Source organism: Streptomyces sp. NBRC 109706, assembly GCF_000974485.1.
Lineage (GTDB): Bacteria > Actinomycetota > Actinomycetes > Streptomycetales > Streptomycetaceae > Streptomyces.
In genome coordinates, this window is sequence record NZ_BBOM01000008.1 from 125092 (window position 1) to 146644 (window position 21553).

At 73.4% G+C, this 21553-nt stretch carries 10 protein-coding genes and 1 pseudogene; 9 read left to right on the forward strand and 2 right to left on the reverse strand.

What is annotated here, in order from left to right; translation table 11 throughout:
• The first annotated feature begins 37 nt into the window (after nt 1-37).
• From AOM46_RS17795 to AOM46_RS17830, 8 genes and pseudogenes are all read left to right on the forward strand, one after another.
• A complete protein-coding gene (locus AOM46_RS17795; RefSeq protein WP_062212978.1) occupies nt 38-1738 on the forward strand; it encodes an AMP-binding protein in 1701 nt (566 codons plus the stop codon).
• Nucleotides 1735-2601: a ferritin-like domain-containing protein gene (locus AOM46_RS17800; RefSeq protein WP_199823995.1), complete on the forward strand. Its 867-nt coding sequence runs from the start codon at nt 1735-1737 to the stop codon at nt 2599-2601. Before AOM46_RS17795 ends, AOM46_RS17800 begins: the two co-directional genes overlap by 4 nt.
• Entirely contained in the window at nt 2598-3143 is a 546-nt protein-coding gene (locus AOM46_RS17805) for a PaaI family thioesterase (protein ID WP_062212981.1), read from the forward strand. The genes AOM46_RS17800 and AOM46_RS17805 overlap by 4 nt, the downstream gene beginning before the upstream one ends.
• Nucleotides 3140-3415, forward strand: a complete 276-nt coding sequence (locus AOM46_RS17810) for an acyl carrier protein (RefSeq protein WP_062212983.1) — start codon at nt 3140-3142, stop codon at nt 3413-3415. Before AOM46_RS17805 ends, AOM46_RS17810 begins: the two co-directional genes overlap by 4 nt.
• Nucleotides 3412-4281, forward strand: coding sequence for a cyclopropane-fatty-acyl-phospholipid synthase family protein (locus AOM46_RS17815; RefSeq protein WP_062212986.1), 870 nt, complete (start codon nt 3412-3414; stop codon nt 4279-4281). Before AOM46_RS17810 ends, AOM46_RS17815 begins: the two co-directional genes overlap by 4 nt.
• Nucleotides 4278-5147, forward strand: a complete 870-nt coding sequence (locus tag AOM46_RS17820) for an acyl-ACP desaturase (protein ID WP_062212990.1) — start codon at nt 4278-4280, stop codon at nt 5145-5147. The genes AOM46_RS17815 and AOM46_RS17820 overlap by 4 nt, the downstream gene beginning before the upstream one ends.
• Before the next feature lie 77 nt (nt 5148-5224).
• Nucleotides 5225-12187: a type I polyketide synthase gene (locus AOM46_RS17825; RefSeq protein ID WP_062212993.1), complete on the forward strand. Its 6963-nt coding sequence runs from the start codon at nt 5225-5227 to the stop codon at nt 12185-12187.
• A 26-nt stretch (nt 12188-12213) separates the two neighbouring features.
• Nucleotides 12214-18024 (forward strand): annotated as a pseudogene (locus AOM46_RS17830) (SDR family NAD(P)-dependent oxidoreductase); the annotation flags it as partial.
• 18 nt (nt 18025-18042) lie between these two features.
• Here the strand turns inward: AOM46_RS17830 and AOM46_RS17835 are convergent.
• Together AOM46_RS17835 and AOM46_RS17840 are read right to left on the reverse strand one after the other, a co-directional pair.
• Nucleotides 18043-19275 carry a cytochrome P450 gene (locus AOM46_RS17835; protein WP_062212999.1) on the reverse strand — a complete coding sequence of 411 codons (1233 nt, stop codon included), beginning with the start codon at nt 19273-19275 and terminating at the stop codon, nt 18043-18045.
• A 598-nt stretch (nt 19276-19873) separates the two neighbouring features.
• Nucleotides 19874-20668 (reverse strand): SAM-dependent methyltransferase, encoded by a 795-nt coding sequence (locus tag AOM46_RS17840; RefSeq protein ID WP_062213002.1) that lies wholly within the window; start codon nt 20666-20668, stop codon nt 19874-19876.
• Nucleotides 20669-21010: 342 nt separating this feature from the next.
• Here AOM46_RS17840 and AOM46_RS17845 point away from each other — a divergent pair, with 342 nt between their 5' ends.
• The gene (locus tag AOM46_RS17845; protein WP_062213005.1) at nt 21011-21547 is read left to right on the forward strand and encodes an EF-hand domain-containing protein; all 537 of its coding nucleotides are present in this window, start codon (nt 21011-21013) and stop codon (nt 21545-21547) included.
• The last annotated feature ends 6 nt before the right edge of the window (nt 21548-21553 follow it).

The following is a 21553-nucleotide window of genomic DNA, read 5'->3' on the forward strand; positions in this document are numbered from 1 at the left end:
TCACCGACGACCGAGGGGAATTACCATGCAGCGAGGCATGCGACCCGCGCTTCTGGACGGAGAAACGCTGGGGGACGGCCTGGTCCGAATAGCGAAGGCCGCGCCGGAAACCCGTGCGCGATTTCCCACCGCCGGCGACGAGATCACCACGGCGGAACTCGAACTCGCCTCGGCCTCGGCCGCGCACGAGTTCTTACGCGCGGGCGTGCGGCCCGGGGAGGTGGTGGGCGTGCTGGTGCCCACCGCGGCCCGGTTCCTCACCACGATCTTCGGGCTGTGGCGGGCCGGGGCCGCGATCAGCGTGCTTCCGGTGGGGACCGGTTTCACCGATGTGCGCGCCGTCGCGCACCGTCTCGGGCGGATCGCGGATGTCGCGGGGATGCGCCATCTCGTGCTGGACCAGGACTACGCGGACCTCGGCCGTGAACTCGCCACCGTGACACCCGAGTTGACTTTGGTGCCGCCGCCGTCGCCCGGCGGCGTCGGCAGCGCCGGCACCCTGCCGACGGTCGAACCCGACGCGTTGGCCGTCGTCCAGTTCACCTCGGGGAGCACCAGCCGGCCCAAGGGCGTGCTGCTGCCGCACCGGACCACCATGGCCGGCCTGCGCGCCTGCGTGGTGTCCGGGGCGTTCAGCCCGGACGACGTGTTCGTCCAGTGGGTGCCGACCTTCCACGACATGGGGCTCATCGGACTGCAGTCGCACTGGCTCAACGGCGCCGATGTGCATGTCTTCGACCCGATCTCCTTCCTCCGCCGCCCGGGCGCGGTGCTCGAACACTTCGCCACCCACGGCGGAACGGTGATGACCGGGCCCAACTTCGCCTACGACCATCTGCTGGACAATGTGGCGCCCGAGCGGCTCGCGGCCCTCGACCTGTCCGGCTGGCGGCTGGCGTTCAACGGCGCCGAGCCGGTCGGCGCGGCCACCGTGCGGCGGTTCACCGAGGCCCTGGCACCCAGCGGCGTCGACCCCTCCGTGATGTACCCGGTGTACGGCATGGCCGAGGCCACCCTGTCGATCAGCTACCCCACCCCGGGCGACACGGCGACGACGCGCGCGGTGGACCGCGACGAACTCGCCTCGACCGGCGTCGCCCGGGCCGTGGACCCGAGCACGCCCCGGGCCAAACCGGTGGTCTCCGTGGGCCGCGCGGTGCACGGCCTGCGGCTGCGGATCGTCGGCGAGAGCGGCGCGGTCGCCGCCGAGGGGGCGCTCGGCGAGATCCAGATCGCCGGCGACTCGGTGACCACCGGGTACTACCGGGACCCCGACGCGACCAGGGCGGCGTTCGACAACGGCTGGCTGCGCACCGGCGATCTGGGTTTCCAGCTCGACGGCGAGCTGTATGTCACCGGGCGGCGCAAGGAGATGATCGTGGTGCGCGGCCAGAACTTCTTCCCCGACGACGTCGAGACGGTCGCCCGTTCCGCACCCGGCGTGTACCGCCGCCGCTGTGTCGCCTTCGCCGACCAGGACGCCTCGGGCGGTGAGCGGATCGGCGTCATCGTGGAGGCCAGGGCCGATCCCGCCGCCGTGTACCGGGAGGTCCGCAGCCGGGTGGCGGCCGAGCTGGAGCTGTCCCAGGTGCAGGTCTATGTGGTCAAACCCCGCTGGATTCCCCGTACCACCAGCGGCAAATGGCAGCGCGTCCTGGCCGCGCGGCGCGTCACCGCCGGAGACGGGGCACAGGTCTTCTCCGGCACCGGAAGCCAAGACCAAGGAGAACGGGTGTGAACAGCAGAACGGAATCGGCCGCCGGGGTCCCCCTGCTCGCGGACGAACGCATGCACAGCGCCCGGGTGTTCGCCGGCTACCAGCACGCCACCTGGGAGCTGCACCACATCCCGTGGGACGAGTTCAGGCCGGATCTGGTGGCGCCCGAGCACATCGTGTTCGCCAAGGGCGCCATCGTGGGCGAGTCCAATGTCATCGCCGCGACCCACGGCCTGCTCAACGAGTTCGCCGAGGACTACGACTTCTCGCAGTTCGCCTCCATCTGGGGCTATCAGGAGATCCAGCACCACATCGCCTTCCAGACCTGGCTCCAGCTCGCCGGCCACCGCATCGACCACCGGACCATCGCCGCGATGCGCGAGGCGTACCCGCCGGGGGTGAGCAGGGCCGCCACCCTGGCCACCAACGTCATCTGCGAGGTGCTGGCCACCCATGCCTACAAGTGCGTCGCCCGGTCCCTGCGGGAGCCGGTGCTCGCCGCGATCCTGAACAAGGCCAGCGGCGACGAGGCCCGGCACGCCCGGGAGTTCGTCCACTACACCGCGCGGGAGCTGGCGGCGCACCCCGAGGACCGCGCCTCCGTGGTGGAGACCCTGTACATCTACATGGGCACCACCCGCGACCTGTACCGCCATCCCGTCAGCCGGTTCAAGGGGAACCTGCCCGAGCTGGCGGACCACGAGACGATCGACGAGATGTTCGCCTACTTCGCCGAGGTGGACGAGGACGGCAGGGAGTGGGCCAAATGCTGTGAGCAGCTGTTCAAGTACTTCTCCACGCTCACCGGCCACCGGCTGACCAAGATGGCGGACGTGCGGCGGGCCATCGCCGAGGAGTCGTCGCGCGACCGGGTCTCCGCGTGAGTACCGCCCGGCGTCCGTCCGACGGGACGATCGACCTCCCCTGGCACGCGGAGCCGTCCTTCAACTGCTTCGGCTGCTCGCCCCGCAACCCGATCGGGCTCGCCCTGCGCCTGAGACGGCTGCCGAACGGGGACCACGCGGCCGAGACCACGTTCACCGAGAACTACGCGTCCTACCCGGGGGTCGTGCACGGCGGCATCGTGAACGTGCTGTTGGACGAGGTGATGGGCGACACCATCGCGCTGGTCCACGAACTGCTCGCGTTCTCGGTGACGTTGCGCAGCAGGATGCTGCTGCCGCTCAGGGTCGGCGAGCCCTATCTGACCGTCGCGCGGATCGGCGGCGGGGGCAACGGGGTGCTGCACGCCGAGGCCGAGATCACCGGGGCGGACGACGCGCTGCATGTCATGGCCACCGGCACCTACCAGCCGATCCGCTCCGAGCAGGCCAGGTCCCTGATGGAACTGGACGAGGCGGCCTTCGCCCGGGTGCGGCACTACTTCGATCACAAAACACTCGACCACGCCACAGGAGAGAGATGACCAGCGAGCCCATCAGCCGCGAGCAGGTCGCCGCGGTCACCACCGAACTGGTCGCCGCCGAGCTGGAGATCTCCCCCTCGGAGATCGCGCTCACCGACGTTCTCAAGGGACTGCCGGGCGCCGACTCGATGAAGCTGCTGCGGGTGGTGTCCAAACTGGAACGCCACTGGGACGCCGAGTTCGACGACGAGGCCATCTTCGCCGCCCGGACGGTGGACGATCTGATCACGTTGGTCCAGAAGCACCTCGGCGAGGAGACGGCCGGCTCATGACCGCCCCGACGCCACGGGAGGCGTACCAGGCCACCAACCAGCACTACGAACTCCCCGCCGAACTCTTCGGCATCTATCTCGACCGGCGCCTCAAGTACAGCTCCGGGCTCTACCCCGACGAGCACACCGACCTCGACCAGGCGCAGACCAACAAGCTCCACTTCGTGGCCCGCCGCCTCGGCCTCACCGGCGGCGAGCGGCTGCTGGACATCGGCTGCGGCTGGGGCAGCCTGATCCTCTTCATGGCCCGGGAGTTCGGCTGCCGCGTCACCGGGGTCACCCCCTCGGGCCCGCAGGCCGACCATATCGGGGCGGAGGCGGCCAAGGCGGGGGTGGCCGACCTGGTCACCGTGGAACGCGGCTCGTTCACCGATGTCGAGCCGGCCGGGCGGTTCGACGCGGTCACCCTGCTGGGCTCGATCGTCCACATGCCCAACCGGACGGCGGTGCTGCGCAAGGTCCACGGGCTGCTGCGGCACGGCGGAGCGATGTACCTGTCGGAGAGCTGCTTCCGGGACCAGGCGGCCTACGAGGAGTTCTCGCGGCGGCCCGGCACCCGACATGTCACCGAGGGGATCTTCGGCTTCGCGGACATGGTGCCGCTCTCCACCCTGGTGGCGGCGGTGGAGTCGGCCGGCTTCAGCCTCACCGGGCTTGCAGATCTCACGGCGCACTACCACCGCACCATCGAAGAGTGGGAACAGCGCGTGCGGGCCGCGCGCGACCGGGTCGAGCTGATCGCCCCCGGTATGAGCGAACCCCTCGTCCGCTATCTCCGCACCGCCAACGCCGGTTGGGGCTACACCACCAAGCACTACGCGCTCAGCGCGCGCAGATCCCGGCTGGGCCCGACGGAGGCACCGTGAACGACACCCGACCCGACCCCGGTTATGAGCCGTTACCCCCGGCCGTCGAACCGGGGGAGATGCGGGAGCTGACCCGGAACGCGGTGCGCCGTGCCGCGTCCCGGCAGTGGTCGGTCGACGAGCTGTCCTGGGCGTCGCTGCGGCCCGAGCAACTGACCGACACCGACCGGTCGGTGGTCCGGTTCATCACCTTTATCGAGGACCATATCCCCGGGTACCTGACCTACTTCCTCGACGCCTTCCCGGTGTCCGGCACCGATCTGGCCATCGAGGAGTTCTGCTTCAACCGGGAGTACTTCCGGTTCCTGATCTCCTGGGCGAACGAGGAGGAACGCCACGCCTCGGTGCTGACCAGGTACCAGATCGAGGCCGGCATCAGCGATCCGGAGACGCTGATGCGGGAGCTGGCCGAGGAGGGCCGCAAGAAGTTCGCCCTGCCCTACGAGAGCCCGGTGCAGGCGTTCACCTACACACTGGTGCAGGAGAAGGCCACCCAGCTGTTCTACCAGCGGTTTCGAACGGTCGCCAGGGAGCCGGTGCTCCGCGACCTGCTGCACCGGCTGGCCAGGGACGAGGCCCGGCACTTCGCCTTCTACAGCGAACTCGTCGAGGCGTATGTCCGGCGGCACGGGCTGGCGGCGACCGTGCCGGACCTCAAGGACGTGCTGGCGACCTTCCGCATGCCGCTCGCCGACACGTTGAACGGGTACTGGCGGTGGTCGCTGAGGATCGCGGACGCCACGTCCTACGACCACACCGAGGCGTACCAGGCGCTGGTCAGGCTCGTCAACGGGTTCGCCACCTCGGGCGGCCGCGCCTCGGCGGCCGATCTGGGCGCGTTCACCCGGGCACTCCGCGGGCTCTGACCGACAGGGGCCCGACGGCCGCACAGCCCCGCGCACAGCGAACATTCCGGCGCACAGCGACAGGACGAGGTGTTCCCATGCAGGCGAACGGCACGGCCGGCCCGGCGTCGGTCGCGGTCATCGGACTCTCCGCCGGCTCATCGGCGGATCCGCCGGCCGAGGCGGCGCTGTGGGCGCTGGAGAACGCCGGCGTCCCGCCGGAACGGCCGGCGGCCACGGCGACCGGCGTCTTCGCCACGGCGTCCGCCGAGCTGGTCGCCGCCGAACTCGGCCTGACCGGGCCGGTGTTGACGCTGGAGGGGCGGCCCGCCCAGGTGCTCCACCTGGCCTGCCGGAGCCTCGGCACCGGGGAGTGCGATCTGGCCGTCGCCGGGATCCGGGCCCTCGGAGGGGACGGCGGCTTCCTGGTGCTGAAACGGGCCGCGGACGCGCTGGCCGACGACGACCCGATCCACTGCCTGATCGACGGAAGCGCCCTCGGCCGGGGGGACGTCGTCCGGCGGGCGTGCGCCCGGGCCGGGGTGGACCGCGACGCCATCCGGTTCGTCTGGCGGCGCGGCTACCAGCCGGCGGAGACCGCGCTCGACGGGCTGAGCGAGGGGGCCGAGCCGGACGACGAGCGGGAGGAGGCGGCCGCCATCCTGGAGCTGCCCCCGCTGCTCGGCCGCCGCCACGTTCCGCCGCCCGGCGTTCCGCTCGGCGACGACCGTCGGCTGACCGCCCTGCTCGGCAGCCTGGACCGGGCGGGCACCGCCTGCGCGCTGGTGCTCTCCGAACCCCCGGCGCGGCAGCGGCCGTTGGCCCCGACCGGCACCCCGACACAAGCGCCGCCGGTGCCGGTGCCGGTGCCGCTGTCGGCGGACAGCGCGGAGAGCCTGCGCGGCCGGGCGGAACGGCTGCGGCTCCGGCTGGCCGAGCCGGACGCCCCCGACCTGCCCGACATCGCCCACACCCTGGCCGTCGCCCGCCCGCACCGGCCGCACCGGGCGGTGATCGTGGCCACCGACCGCGCCGAGCTGGCACGCGGGCTCGGCGAACTCGCCTCCGGCGCTGGCGGCGCCCGGGAGGCCGGGGCCGGACGCCGGGTGGCCTTCCTCTTCCCGGGCGAGGGCGGGCAACGGCCGGGCATGGGACGCCGGCTGTACCCGCTGTTCGACGTGTTCGCCGACGCGCTCGACGAGGTGTGCGACCAGCTGGACGCCGTCGCCACCTGGTCGGTACGCGATCTGCTGCTCGGCGAAGGACCCACCGAGGTGGCACCGGCCGACGAGCCGCTGTACACCCAGGACGCGCTGTTCGCCCTCCAGGTGGCGCTCTTCCGGCAGTTCGAGGACTGGGGAGTGCGCCCAGACCGGGTCGCGGGGCACTCCGTCGGGGAGCTGGCGGCGGCGACCGTGGCCGGGGTGTTCTCCCTGCCCGAGGTGTGCGCGCTGCTGGCCGAGCGCGTCCGGCTGTTCCGGGAACGGACGCCCGTCGGCGGCGCGATGGTCGCGCTGCGGATCTCGGAGGACGAGGCGCTGACCTCGTTGGCCGGCTGCGAGCGGCTGGCCGGGATCGCCTCGGTGAACGGACCCGACTCCGTCGTGCTCTCCGGGGACCGCGACACCGTGCTGCGGATCGCCGGACAGTGGTCGGAGCGTGGGCGCAAGGTGAAACGGCTGCCCGTCGACCGGGCCTTCCACTCGCCGCATATGGCGGCGATGGCCGACGACTTCGAGCGCTTCGTCCGGGAACTCTCGCCGCGACCGCCGACCGTCCCCGTCGTCCCCGTCCACCCCGGGCTGGGGTCGCGGCCCGAGGTGGTCGGCCGGCCCGAGTACTGGGGCGCACAGGTGCGCGGCACCGGGCACTTCCTCGGCTCCGTCACCGCGCTCCACGCCGCCGGCGTGGACACCTATGTGGATCTGAGCGCCAACGGGATGCTCGCCGCGCTGGTCGAGGAGTCCCTGCCCGCGACCACGGCCGACGCCCCACTGGTCACCGCGGCCCTGCGCGGCGGCGGCGACCACTCCGATCCGCAGGCCCTGCTCGGCACCCTCGGCCGCCTGCACAGCCATGGCGTCGAGGTCCGCTGGCCCCGGGTGCTCCACGGGCGCGGCGGCCGACGCGTGCACCTCCCCACCGGGGTGACCGAGACGGCCGGGCCGCCGGCCGCCACCGGGGCCCAACCGACGGATCTGCGCCGGGTGATCAGGACCGAGACCGAGGCGCTGGCCAGAAGCGACTACGGGCCCGACCGTTCCTTCGTCGAGCTGGGCCTCGACTCCCTGGCCGTCGTGGAACTGGTGAACCGGCTGCGGGAGCGGACCGGACTCGCCATCGGCGCCACCGCGCTCTTCGACCACCCCACCCCCGAGCTGCTGGCCGCCCACCTGGACAACCGCGCCCCTCACCCGACTCCCGCCCCCGTCCGCCGCGCCGACCCGGACGAGCCGATCGCCATCGTCGGGATGAGCTGCCGCTTCCCCGGCGGGGTGCGCTCGCCCGACGAGCTGTGGGACGTGGTCGACTCGGGCCGGCATATCGTCTCCCCGATACCGGAGGACCGGGGCTGGGACCTGGCCGCCCTGCACGATCCGGAAGGCCGAAGGCCCGGCACCACCCGGGTCCGCGAGGGCGGATTCCTCCACGACGCCGCCGAGTTCGACCCCGCGTTCTTCGGCATCGGCGAGCACGAGGCCCTGGACATGGACCCGCAGCAGCGGCTGCTCCTCGAACTCTCCTGGGAGGCTTTCGAACAGGCCGGTATCGACCCGGCCACGCTGCGCGGCAGCGACACCGGGGTCTACGCCGGACTGACCCATGGCGACTACGGCACAGGCCCCGGCCACGCCGGGCCGGCCGCCCGCCCCCAGCTGGCGATGGGGACGGCGACCAGCGTGGCGTCCGGCCGGATCTCGTTCACCTTCGGGCTGCAGGGGCCCAACCTCTCCGTCGACACGGCCTGTTCCTCGTCCCTGGTGGGGCTGCACCTCGCCGCCGCCGCGCTGCGCCGGGGCGAGTGCTCGCTGGCGCTGGCAGGGGCGGTGACCGTGCTGTCCTCCCTGACGGTGTTCGTCGAGTTCAGCCGCCAGGGCGGGCTCGCGCCCGACGCGCGGGCGAAACCGTTCGCCGAGGGCGCCGACGGCACCGCCTGGGCCGAGGGCGGCGGGATGTTCGTCCTGGAGCGGTACTCCGACGCGCTCCGCAACGGGCACCGGGTCCTCGCCCTGATCCCGGGCTCGGCGGTCAACGCCGACGGCGCCAGCAACGGACTCACCGCGCCCAACGGCACGGCCCAACAGCGGCTGCTGCGCTCCGCGCTCGCCGACGCCCGGCTGCGCCCCTCCGACGTCGACGTGGTGGAGGCGCACGGCACGGGCACCAGGCTCGGCGACCCGATCGAGGCCGGCGCGCTGCTGGCGGCCTACGGGGCGCACCGGCCGCCCGACCGGCCGCTGCTGCTGGGCTCGTTGAAGTCCAACCTGGGGCACACCCAGGCGGCGGCCGGCGCAGCGGGCGTGATCAAGATGGTGCTGGCCATGCGGCACGGCGTGGTGCCGGCGACGCTCCATGTCGACGCGCCCAGCTCCCTGGTGGACTGGGACGGCGGGCTGCGGCTGGTGACCGAGCGGACGCCATGGCCCGACCACGGCTCGCCCCGGCGCGCCGGCGTCTCCTCGTTCGGGATCGGCGGGACCAACGCGCATCTGATCCTCCAACAGCCACCCGCAGAGCCCCCGCCCGCGCCGGCGGAACCCGTGCGGCCCGTCCGTCCCGTGTGGACCGTCTCGGGCGCCTCCGACGCGGCGCTGCGTGCCCAGGCCGGCCGCCTGGCCGCGCGCTGGGACGCGCGCCCCGGGGCCGACGCGCACGACGTCGGCCTCTCCCTGGCCACCACCCGCTCCGCGCTGCCGCACCGCGCCGCGCTCACCGGTGCCGACCCGGACGCGCTGCGGCGCTCCCTCGGCGCGCTGGCCGCCGGCAGGCCCGACCCCGACCTCACCGTCGGCACCGTGGTCGACGGTGGCCTCGCGTTCCTGCTGGCCGGCCAGGGCAGCCAGCGCACCGGCATGGGGCGCGCCCTCTACGACGCCCATCCGGTCTACGCCGCCGCCTTCGACGAGGCATGCGCCGAACTCGGCCCGCGGGTGCGGGAGACGGCCTTCGGCACCGACCAACAGCGCCTGGACCGAACGGAGTTCGCCCAACCCGCGCTGTTCGCCCTGCAGGTGGCGCAGTTCCGGCTGCTGGCGAGCTGGGGCATCCACCCCGATCTGCTGCTGGGCCACTCCGTCGGCGGGCTGACCGCCGCCCATCTGGCCGGCGTGCTGTCCCTGCGCGACGCGTGCGCCCTGGTCGCCGCGCGCGGCGAGCTGATGGGAGCCCTGCCACGGGACGGCGCGATGTACGCGGTGGCGGCCGCCCCCGACGAGGTCGCCGAACTCCCCGCCGGAGTGTCGCTGGCGGCGGTCAACGGGCCACGCTCCCTGGTGGTCTCCGGCGACGAGACGGCGGTCACCGAACTCGCCGAACGGTTCCGCGCCCGGGGGCGCAGAACCCGACGCCTGCGCGTCAGCCACGCGTTCCACTCGCGGCTGATGGAGCCCATGCTCGACGGATTCCGCGCCGTGGCCGAGAAACTGACCTACCGACCGCCCCGGATCCCCGTGGTCTCCGATCTGACGGGACGGCCGGCCACCGCAGACGAGCTGTGCTCCCCGGACTACTGGACCCGCCACGCACGCGGCACCGTCAACTTCCTCGACGGGATGCGGACCGCGCGGGAGGCGGGCGCCACCACGTTCCTGGAGCTGGGCCCCGGCACCACGCTCACCGAGCTGGCCGCCCACTGCCTCACCGGGGACGGCGACGCGGCGGCCGTTCCCCTGCTGCGGGAGGACGACGCGCTGCGCGCCGTCGCCGAACTGCAGGTGCGCGGCCATGGCCCCGACTGGGCCGCCTGGTACGCCGGCAGCGGCGCCCGCCGCGTGGACCTGCCCACCTACGCCTTCCAACGCAAACGCTTCTGGCTGATGCCCGAGGCGGCCCCGCGCCCCGCCCCGCCGTCCGGAGCGGCGTTCTGGGCGGCCGTCGAGCGCGGGGACCTGACGCGACTGACGGAGCTGCTGGGCACCGGCACCGACCGGACGTTGGGCGAGCTGCTGCCGGCGATGGCGCGCTGGTGGCGCCGGCACGACCGGGAGGCGGCGACGGACCGGCTGCGGTATCTGGCCGGCTGGCAGCCCACGGCCGACCGGGCCACCGTCCCCGGCGACTGGCTGCTCGTCCACTCCGCCGAACTGCCGGTGCCGAAGCCGCTCGCCGAGGCGTTCGGCGCCAGGACGCTGCCCCTGGACGTCGGCGCCGACCGCGCCGGGATCGCCGAACTGCTCGCCGCCCTGTCCGCCGAAGGACCGCCCCCGTGCGGGGTGTTGTCCTTGCTGGCGCTGGACGAGCGGGAGCATCCGAAGGCCCCCGATGTGCCGGCCGGGCTCGCGCTGACCTGCGCGCTGATCCAGGCCCTGGGCGACGCCGAGCTGGACGCGCCCCTGTGGTGTGCGACCACGGGCGCGGTCTCCACCGGCCATGGCGACCGGCTCGCCGCGCCGACCCAGGCCATGGTGTGGGGTCTCGGCCGGGTCGCGGCGCTCGAACACCCGCGACGCTGGGGCGGGTTGGTCGATCTGCCGGACCCGCTGGACGAGGCGGCCGTCGAACGCCTGGCCGGCGCGCTCTCCTCGGCGGAGGACCAGATCGCCGTGCGCGCCTCGGGGGCGTTCGTCCGGCGCCTGCGGCACGCGCCCGCCGGCGGTGGCCCGCGCCGCCCGTGGCCGGTGCGCGGCACCACGCTGGTCACCGGCGCCTTCGGCGCGCTGGGCCGACGGCTGGCCAGGTGGCTGGCCGCCCAGGGCGCCGAACGGCTGCTGCTGACCGGCCGCACGGCGCACGATCCCGAACTGGTCGCCGAGTTGACCGCGCTGGGCGCCGAGGTCGAGACCCGCGCCTGCGATGTGGGCGAGAGGCGGGCGGTGGCCGACCTGCTGGCCGGTATCCCCGCCGACCGTCCGCTGACCGTGGTCGTGCACGCGGCCGGGGTGCTCGACGACGGGGTGCTCGACGTGCTGGACCCGGCACGGTTCGCGCGGGTCCTGCGGGCCAAGGCCGCCGGCGCGCGCCACCTCCACGAACTCGCCGGGGAGTTGGCGGCCTTTGTGCTGTTCTCCTCGGCGACCGGCGCCGTGGGCAACGCGGGCCAGGCCAACTACGCCGCCGCCAACACCTATCTCGACGCCCTGGCCGACCAGCGCCGCGCCGACGGCCTCCCCGCCACCTCCATCGCCTGGGGGCCCTGGGGCGAGGGCGGCATGGCCGACAGCCGGGAGGTGGGCGAACGGCTGCGCCGCAACGGCATGACGCCGCTCGACCCGGAGCTGGCGATCGCCGCGCTGGCCTCGGCGTTCGGCGGGGACGAGTCCGGTCTGGTGATCGCCGACGTCGACTGGGAACGGTTCCTCTCCGCGTTCACCACCACCGGACACGCCCCGCTGCTCGCCGAACTGCCCGAGGTGCGACGCCGCCCGGCGGCCGGCGCGCCAGCCGCCGAGGACTCCTCGCTCGTCCGCCGTCTGGCCGGCCTGTCCCCGGCCCGGCGAGCCCGCGCGCTGCGCGATCTGGTGTGCGAGGAGACCGCCCGGGTGCTGGGCCACGACTCGGCCGCGGTGGTCAGGACCGGAAAACCCTTCCACGAACAGGGACTCAGCTCCCTCGGCGTGGTGGAGCTGAGCAACCGCCTCGGCGCGGTGAGCGGCCTGCGGGTGCCGGCGAACATCCTGTTCGACCATCCCACCCCCACCGCGCTGGCCGGCTATCTCGACGCCCGACTCGCCCCGGCCGAGCGGGAGTCGGAGACCGAAACCGCAACCGGGAGCGGGAGCGGGAGCGGGAGCGGGACGGAGACCGTGGCCGACGACCACCGCGCGACCCCGGACGATCTCGACGCGGCGCTGCGGCGCGCCGAACAGGAACTCGCGCGCGGAAGCGAAGGGCAGCCCCGATGACGGACAACCACCACGCGCTCGCCACCCTGGAGCGCCTGACCACCGCGCTGCGGGACACCCGCGAACGCCTCAGGGCGGCCGAGGCGCGGGCCCACGAGCCGATCGCCATCGTCGGCATGGCCTGCCGCTTCCCCGGCGGGGTGAACGATCCCCAGGACCTGTGGCGGCTGCTCGACGCCGGCCGGGACACCGTCACCCCGTTCCCCACCGACCGTGGCTGGTCGGACGAGTTCAGCGGCGCCGGGTCCTTTCTCACCGACCCGGCCTGGTTCGACGCGGCCTTCTTCGGCATCGGGCCCCGCGAGGCCCTTTCGACGGACCCCCAGCAGCGCCTGATGCTGGAGATCTCCTGGGAGGCGGTGGAGCGGGCCGGCATCGACCCGGTGTCCCTGCGCGGCTCCAGGACGGGGGTGTTCACCGGGACCAGCGACCAGGACTACCGCCGGCTCCTCGGCGAGCTGAGCAACCACCACCAACACGCCGACCATCTGGCGACCGGAACGGCGGCGAGCGTGCTCTCCGGGCGCGTCGCCTACCTCCTCGGACTGGAGGGCCCGGCCGCCTCGATCGACACCGCCTGTTCCTCCTCGCTGACCGCACTGCACCTGGCAGTGCGGTCGCTGCGCACGGGGGAGTGCGATCTGGCGCTGGCCGGCGGCGTGTTGGTGATGTCGACGCCCGCCGCGTTCACCGCCTTCGAACGGCAGGGCGCGCTGGCGCCCGACGGCCGCTGCAAGGCGTTCGCCGAGGCCGCCGACGGCCTGGGCTGGGGCGAGGGCGCCGGCGTTGTGCTCGTCGAGCGGCTGACCGACGCCCTCGCCCACGGCCGCCGGGTGCTGGCCGTGGTGCGCGGCAGCGCGGTCAACTCCGACGGCGCGTCCAACGGGCTGACCGCGCCCAACGGCCTCGCCCAGCGGCGGGTCATCCGCGACGCGCTGGCCGACGCCGGGCTGCGCCCCTCCGACGTCGACGCGGTGGAGGCGCATGGCACCGGCACCAGGCTCGGCGACCCGATCGAGGCGTCGGCGCTGCAGGCGGTCTACGGACAGGACCGGGAGACCCCGTTGGCCCTCGGATCGGTCAAGTCCAACATCGGGCACACCCAGGCCGCGGCCGGCATCGCCGGCGTGCTGAAGACGGTGCTCGCGCTGCGCCACCAGACCCTCCCCGGCACGCTGCATGTGGATCGCCCCACCTCCCAGGTCGACTGGGACGCGGGCGCGGTCGAACTGCTCACCGCGAGCCGACCCTGGCCGGCCGGCACCGGCCGCACCCGGCGCGCCGGGGTGTCCTCCTTCGGGGTCAGCGGCACCAACGCCCATGTGATCATCGAGGAGGCGCCGCCGACGCCCGCGCCACCGGCCACCGGTGCCGAGCCGCTGCCCTGGGTGCTCTCGGCCAGGACGGACACCGCGCTGCGGGCCAGGGCCACCCAACTGCTGTCCCACGTGGACGGCCACGACCCGGCGGCCGTCGCCCACGCCCTGGTCACCACCCGCTCCACGTTCGACCACCGCGCCGTCGTGCTCGACGCCGACCCGGGCCCGGGACTGACCGCGCTGAGCCGGGGCGCCACCCGTCCGGGCCTGGTGACCGGCACGGCCGATCTGACGGGCAAGGTGGTGTTCGTCTTCCCCGGCCAGGGCGGTCAGTGGGCCGGCATGGCCCGGGACCTGCTGGACACCTCGCCGACGTTCCTGGCCCGGCTGCGCCGCTGCGCCGAAGCCCTGGCGCCGCATGTCGACTGGGATCTGCTCGCCGTGCTGCGGCAACTCCCCGGCGCGCCCTCGCTGGAGCGGGTGGACGTGGTCCAGCCGGCGCTGTTCGCCGTGATGGTCGCGCTCGCGGACCTCTGGCGGTCCTGCGGCGTCGAACCGGACGCCGTGGTGGGCCACAGCCAGGGCGAGATCGCCGCCGCCCATATCGCCGGCGCGCTGACCATCGAGGACGCCGCCCTGGTGGTCACCCGGCGCGCGAAGGCCCTGACGGAACTCACCGACGCCGGTGGCGGCATGGCCTCGGTCGAGCTGCCCGAGGACGAACTACGGCCCCGACTGGACGCGTCGCTCTCGGTCGCCACGGTCAACGGACCACGCTCGACGGTGGTCGCCGGCGACAGCGGGGCACTCGAAGCGCTGCTGGCCGATCTGGCGGCGGCCGGGGTCAGGGCGCGGAGGCTGGCGGTCGACTACGCGTCCCACTCGCCCCAGGTGGAGCGCGTCCGCGACCGTGTCATCGCCGAGTTGGCCCCGGTGTCGCCACGGGCCACCGACATCCCGTTCCATTCGACGGTCACCGGCACGGTGCTCGGCGGCACCGAGCTGGACGCCGGGTACTGGTACCGCAACCTGCGTCTGCCGGTCCGCTTCGACCGGGCCGTCGCCGGGCTCGCCGTGCCGGAACACTCGTTCTTCGTGGAGGTCGGGCCCCATCCCGTGCTGGTGCCGGCGCTGTTGGCGGCCGTCCACGACAAGGCCGTGGTGGTCGGGTCACTGCGCCGTGGGGAACGGGCCAGGGACGCGCTGCTCGCCTCGCTGGCCGAGCTGTATGTCCGTGGTCTCTCCCCGCGCTGGACGTCCTGGGCCGGCCCGGAATCGCCCGGCTTCGCCGAACTGCCCACCTACCCGTTCGAACGCAGACACTTCTGGCTCTCCCCCGGACCGCCCCGTGGCGGCGGTCACCCCCTGCTGGGCGCCCCGGTCGAGCTGGCCGAGGGCGACGAACTGGTGCTCACCGGACGGCTTTCGGTGGCCACCACCCCCTGGCTGGCCGACCACCGGGTGTGGGACGAGGTGATCCTGCCGGGAACGGCCTGGCTCGACTTCGCACTGAGCGCGGGCGCCGAGGCCGGCTGCCCCACCGTAGAGGAACTGGACCTCGAAGTGCCGTTGGTGCTGCCCGACGACGGCGCGGCAACGGTGCAGTTGCGCGTCGGCCCACCCGACGACGCGGGGCGCCGGCGGCTGACCCTGCACGCCAGGGTGGACGGCGCCGGCTGGGTGCGGCACGGCGGCGGGGTGCTCGGCCGGGACGAGGCGGAGCCCGAACCGCTCGACGCCTGGCCGCCGGCGGGCGCCGAGGCCGTCCCACACGCCGGCCTCTACCCGGCGCTGGCCGCCGACGGGCTGGGCTACGGCCCCGCGTTCCAGGGGGTGCGGGCCGTCTGGCGGCGCGCGGACGCGGTCTTCGCCGAGGTGGCCTGCCCGGTCGAGACGCACGGATTCACCGTCCATCCGGCGCTGCTGGACGCCGCGTTGCACGCGCTGGGCGCGGCCGGCGGCGGCGACCGGCCGGCGGGCCCCGCGCTCCCGTTCGCCTGGACCGGGGTGCGCGCGCACCCGGGGGAGCCGAGGACGCTGCGCGTCCGGCTCCGGGGTTCGGTGGAGAAGGGGGTGCGGCTGACGGTCGCCGACGGCGGGGGCAGGCCGGTGCTGTCGGCGGAATCGCTGGTGCTGCGGCCCGCCGTCGCGCGCGGCGACGCCCCCAGGGACGCGCTGTTCCGCACCAGATGGGTCGAGGTGCGCCCGTCGGGCGGCGTCGCCGCCGAAACGGTCGCGGCCGTCGGCCCCGGGACCGGGCACTTCCCCACCTATCCCGATCTGGCGGCGCTGGAGCTGGCGCTCGCCCGAGGGCTGCCGGCCCCCGGCGCGGTGCTGGTGGCCGGCCTCGGCGGCTCGGTGCGGGAGGCCGCGCACCGGGCGCTGGAACTGGTCCAACGCTTCACCGGCCGCCCGGAGTTCGCCGCCTCCCGGCTGGTGTTCCGCACCTCGGGCGCGGTGGCCGTCAGGACCGGCGACGACGTCCACGATCTGCCGGGCGCGGCCGTCACCGGCCTGGTCCGCTCGGCGGCGACCGAGGAACCCGGCCGGTTCGTCCTGCTCGACGCGGACGAGATCACCCCGCTGGCCCTCGCCGCCGCCCTCGCCTCGGGCGAACCCGAGCTCGCGCTGCGCGGCGGGCGGCTGTTGGCGCGCCGCCTGGTGCGCGCCGTCCCGCGCGCCCCGGTGGAGTTCGCCGACGCGGAGGACACGGTGCTGATCACCGGCGGCACCGGCACCGTCGGCGGGCTGCTGGCCCGTCATCTGGTCACCGCGCACGGCGTGCGACGGCTGGTCCTGGCCAGCCGTGGCGGCGGCGCGCCCGAGCTGGTGGACGAACTCACCGCGCTGGGGGCCGATGTCACCGTGGTCGCCTGCGATATCGCCGACCGCGCCCGGGCCGCAGCGCTGCTCGACGCGCACCGGCCGACGATCGTGGTCCACGCTGCCGGGGTGCTCGACGACGGCGTGGTGACGGCCATGACGCCGGACCGTCTCGACGCCGTGCTGCGGCCCAAGGCGGAGGGCGCGCTGGTCCTGCACGAGCTGACCAGGGAGCTGCCGCTGAAGGCGTTTGTGCTGTTCTCGTCGGCCGCCGCCAGCGCGGGCAGCGCCGGCCAGTCGAACTACGCCGCCGCGAACAGCGTGCTCGACGCGCTGGCCCACCACCGCCGCGCACGGGGGCTGCCCGGGATCTCGCTCGCCTGGGGCCTGTGGGCGGAGCCCAGCGCCATGACCCGCCATCTCCGGGCACCGGCCGCATCCCTGTCGACCAGGGAGGCGCTGGCGCTGTTCGACGCCTCGGTGACGCTCCCCGACCCGGTGCTGGTGCCCGCCAGGATCGACCCGCGCGGCGAAGTACGGCCTCTGCTGAGGGAGTTGGCGACCCGGCCCGAGCACCAGGAGGGAAGCCGGCGCCCGTTCTTCGACTCCCTCGCCGGCCCCGAGCTGGAGGGGGCGCTGCTCGATCTGGTCCTGGAGAAGACCGCGCTGACCCTCGGCTACGACGGCACCGACCAACTCGGCCCGAACCTCGCGTTCCTGGAGATGGGCGTGGACTCCCTGGCCGCGGTCCGCATCCGCAACCGCGTCGCCGAGGTGCTCGACGCACGGCTGCGGCCGACCGTCACCTTCGACCATCCGACGCCGCTGCTGCTGGCCCGGCATCTGAGGGAGGTGCTGGCCCGGGGCGCGGCGGAGGGCGAGGCGGAGGAGGACCCGGCGGCGGGCCGGGACATGGAGGAGATGATCCTGCTGGCGGCGGCATCCGACTGGGAGGAGCAGCGCACGTTCTTCACCACCCTGGACGAGCTGCCGGTGACCCCCCGCCCCCTCCGGCTGGCCGGCGGCCCGCAGGGGCCCGCGCTGGTCTGCGTCACCTCGATCGCCGGCGTCTCGGACCCGGTGCAGTACGCCCGGCTGGCGAAGCCGTTCCAGGGCGAGCGGGACGTCTGGGCGCTGCGACAGCCCGGCTTCCGCAGCGGCGAGGCGCTGCCGAGGACGGCGGATGTGCTGCTGGAGGCGCATACGGCCGGCCTGCGCGAGGCCCTGGGGGAGCGGCCCTTTGTCCTCACCGGCCTGTCCGCCGGCGGACTGGTCGCCCATCTGCTCGCCCAGCACCTCCACGAGCAGGGCACCCCGCCGGCCGGGGTCGTGGTGCTCGACAGCTATGTACCCCGGGGCTTCCGGCAGTTCGGCCGGCTGCTGCCCGGTCTGCGCGAACAACTCCAGTACCGGTTGAACGAACCGGACTTCGCGGTGCCCGACGACAAGGGCTGGATCACCGCGATGCTGCACTACGCGGACCTGAACTGGCGACAGCTGGTCGAACTGCCCGTGCCGGTCCTGTTCGTGCGCGCCGAGGACCCGCTGGACGGCTGGCCCGAGGACTGGGCACCGACCTGGCCGTTCGACCACACCGCCGTCGTCAGCCGCGGCGACCACTTCACCATGCTGGAGGGCGAGGCCCCGTACACCGCCGGTCTGATCCGCGACTGGCTGCGCGACAACTTCGACTGACGGCGGCCGGGGCCCCGTTCACGGCCGCGGGGCGGTCCCCGAAACCGGGAGGAGGGAACGATGCACCCTGAGGGGGAGCCTGGCCAGACCACGGAAGCTGACGTTCGGCCGCCAGACCAGCTCCTCCTCGGCCAGCTCGATGGTGGCGTACCGGCGCAGCAGCGCGGCCAGCACCAGGGAGGTCTCCAGCTTTCCGAGCGCGGCGCCGAGGCAGTAGTGGGGTCCGCCGCTGAAGGCCAGGGTCTTCGTTCCGGTGCGCGTCACATCGAGCCGGTCGGGGTCGGGATAGGCCACCGGATCGCGGCCGGCCGCCCCGAGAAGGAGCATCACCTTGGCCCCCTCGGGGAGCGTGACATCGGGGAGCACCACATCGTCGGTCAGCAGCCGGGAGACGATCTGCACCGGGGGGTCGTAGCGGGAGATCTCGTCCACCGAACCGGCGATCAGCTCGGGGCGCTCGCGCAACAGCCGCAACTGGTCGGGGTGGTCGAGCAGCGCCAGCAGGCCGTTGCCGATCAGATTGACCGTGGTCTCGTGGCCCGCGACAAACAGGAACTGCACATTGGCGATGATCTCCTCCTCGGTCAGCCGGACGCCGTCGACCTCGGAGTGGAGCAGGAGGGACAGAATATCCTCGCGCGGTTTTGACCTGCGCTCCGCGAGCTGATCCGCTATGTATGCGCGGAACTCGACTTCCGCCGCATTCATTTCGGCCGTGTCCTCGGGGGTTATCGAGGGATCGATCACACGGCTGATGTGCTCCGTCCAACCGCGACACCGGTCGCGGTCGCGCGTGGGTAAACCGAGAAGTTCACATGTCACGGTCACCGGAAGGGGCAGGGCAAGGCTCTGGATCAGATCCGTTTCGCCTTCTCCCACGCTGTCGAGAAGCCGTTCGGCCTCGGCGACCACGCGGGGCCGTAACCGCTCGACGGAAGCCCGGGTGAAAACCTTTCCGATCACGCCGCGGATACGTCGATGGGCCGGGCCGTCGAGCATGAGCATCCAGTTCCGCACGCTCCTGACCAGCGGACTCCCCGCGCCACCACGGCGGTTGGCCCAGGTCTCGTTCCGGTAGAACTCGCTCGAAGCCGCGGGCGAGCGCAGCACGGCGGCGACATCCGCATAGCGTGAGAGAACCCAGTAACCGAAGTCCGACCGGTGTATCGGCTCGGCCTCGCGCAGGGATCGATAGAGGGGATAGGGGTCGGTGCGTACCAAGGGGTCGCGCGGATCAAACGTTATGGCCATGGCCGTCCTGTCCCTGGGTGCGTGGGCCCGTTCCTCGAAATGTCATGGCGAGGAGCTTTCTTCGATTCCCGGGAGGGGTGAGTGTCCTTGCGCGCCCGGCCAGGCGCCGCCGATATGCGCGGAAACAGAGCCGCGACCACTCTCGCGGCCGGCCGGGATCGTGAAGCGGAACGCCGCCTTCTGGCATGTCCACATCCCGCATCATTTCATAGGGCGAGACGGCTGGTAAAGACGCTCCCGGTAATCGGGGCAGGGGAGTACGAGCTGAAACCGGGCCGCATTTCCGACCGGCGGCCCGGGCTGTCGGCCCGGCCGGAACGGCCCGGGATATCCGGTCACGGAAGGTCCGCTCCGCCCGCCGAGGCCGCGCCGTCGGTCGGGCGGAGCTCACCGGGGCCGGCCGGCCCGCCCTGCTCGGCAGGCCGACCAACCATCTGTCGGCGGCGCTGGTCGACGCGTTGACCGACGCGATCCGGACGCCCCGCGCCGCCGTGGTGGTCGCGACCCATGACCGCCAACTCCTCCGCGACCTCGCCGACTGGTCGCGTCTGGAGGTGGGGACGACCGGCTGAGGGGAGGTGACGCGGACGGGCGGGCGTTACGGCTTGCGGGCGACCGCGCCGTACTGGTGGACCTCCTCGGGCAGCCCGAGGGCGAGGGTGTCAGGCCGCCAGCGGGAGCAGGACGAGAGGCCGGGCTCCACCAGCTCCAACCCGTCGTAGAACGGCCGCAGTTCCTCCGGGTCGCGCAGGATGTAGGGCACCGGGGCCTGGGCGTTGTAGCCGGCGATGGCGGCCACATAGTCCTCGCTGGTGCTGGTGCTGTCGTAGTGCACCAGATAACTGCCGGACGGCAGCCCGGCGACCAGCCGCCGGGCCAGGTCCCTGGCCTCGTCGAGATCCTCGATATGCCCGAGGATGCCCATCAGCATCAGCGCGACCGGGCGGCCGAGGTCAAGGTGCTCGGCCGCCCGTTCCAGGATGACCTCCGGCTCCCGGATATCGGCCTGAAGATACTGGGTGGCCCCCTCGGGGGCGCTGGTCAGCAGCGCCCTGGCATGCGCGATCACCAGCGGGTCCCTGTCCACATAGAGGGTCCTGGACTCGGGCGCGACGCGCTGCGCGATCTCGTGGGTGTTGTCCACGCCGGGCAGCCCGGTGCCGACGTCGAGGAACTGGCGGATGCCGCCCTCGCCCGCCAGATACCTGACCGCGCGGGCGAGGAAGTACCGCGCGGCCCGCGCGCCGACCGTGATCCCCGGGAAGCGGGCGCGGAACGCGTCGCCGGCCACGCGGTCCACCTCGTAGTTGTCACGCCCGCCCAGCCAGTAGTTCCAGATCCGTGCGGAGTGCGGCACCGTGGTGTCGATGGCGTCGCCGGTGTTCTCGTTCATCAGCTGCTCTCTCTGAAACGGCTTCTTTGCGGCGCCCGCCCCCGCACGAACGCGTCAAGTAGCGATTATGCGCGCGCATTTCGAGCATCCGTGCCACCTCATGGCCAGTAGTCGTGCCTCCCGGGACCCCGGTGCGGTGTCAGGCCCGTGCCGTCCGTTCGAATCGGCGTGGTTCCGGGTCCCTCGTTCGGATGAGCGGTGAGGGCTCGGCGCGCCCAACGCCCCGGTGGCGGCCCATAGTTGTCGGGCGGTGGTCCTCGGTCTCGGGCGGAGGGGCGGCGCGGTTTCTCGTTCGGTTCTCCGCCATGCCGTGCCGCGTGGCCGACGGAAGGGTGACGTGTGATGCGCGACGAGGCGGTCAGCCGGGTCAGGACGGTCTTCTCGCTGTTCGACGTGGATGGCAACGGGGTGCTGGAGCCGGTGGACTTCGCGCTGATGGCGGACCGGGTGGTGGCGGCCGCGCCGCGTTCGCCCGTGGCCGACCGGGACGCGATGCGGGCCGCGTTCCAGCGCTACTGGACCACCCTGGCCGCCGCCCTGGACGCGGACGGCGACGGGCGGATCGACTTCGCCGAGTACTCCGCCTGTGTGCTCTCCCCCGAGCGGTTCGACGAGACGATCGCCGAGTTCGCCAGGGCGCTGACCGCGCTGGGCGATCCCGACGGCCAAGGGCTGGTCGGGCGCGCCGAGTTCGTGGCGCTGATGATCGCCATCGGCTTCCGGCGGAGCGGGATCGACGCGCTCTTCGACGCCTTCGGCCCCTCGGCCGACGACCGGATTCCCGCCGCCACCTGGGAGGCCGGCATCCGGGAGTACTACGCCCCGGACAAGGCGGACATCCCGGGCGACCACCTGGTGGTCGACGGAACCAGCGCCTGAAGGCCC